General features: G+C 68.2%; 1 protein-coding gene. It reads left to right on the top strand.

All coding sequences use genetic code 11. The annotated features are described in order from the left end of the window. Positions 1 to 12: 12 nt before the first annotated feature. Positions 13 to 387, top strand: a 375-nt coding sequence (locus MPC4_RS05360; RefSeq protein WP_280514740.1) for a sulfurtransferase, incomplete at its 3' end; no start/stop codon positions are given.

Genomic DNA, 387 nt, shown 5'->3' with positions numbered 1-387 from the left:
GTAGAGGTCAGCGTGAACCCCGGCCTCTACGAGCGCGCGCACGTGCCGGGCGCCGTCAATTTCTCGTGGCACAACGACCTGAACGACAAGGTGCGGCGCGACATCGTCGGCAAGGAGGCGTTCGAGGCGCTGCTCTCGCGCTCCGGGGTCGGCCCCGAGACCACGGTGGTGCTCTACGGCGACACCAACAACTGGTTCGCGGCCTGGGGCGCCTGGGTGTTCGACATCTATGGCGTGAAGAACGTCAAGCTGCTCGACGGCGGCCGCAGGAAGTGGGAGGCGGAAAGCCGGCCGCTGAACAATCGGGTGCCGGAATACGCCGCCACCACCTACCGCGTCACGGCCCCGAATCCGCAGCTGCGCGCGCGTTTGGCCGATGCGCTGGCC

The sequence above is a fragment of the Methylocella tundrae genome (genome assembly GCF_901905185.1).
Taxonomy (GTDB): domain Bacteria; phylum Pseudomonadota; class Alphaproteobacteria; order Rhizobiales; family Beijerinckiaceae; genus Methylocapsa; species Methylocapsa tundrae.
The sequence above is the reverse complement of the archived record's forward strand: the minus strand, read 5'-3'. Positions and strand labels throughout refer to the sequence as shown.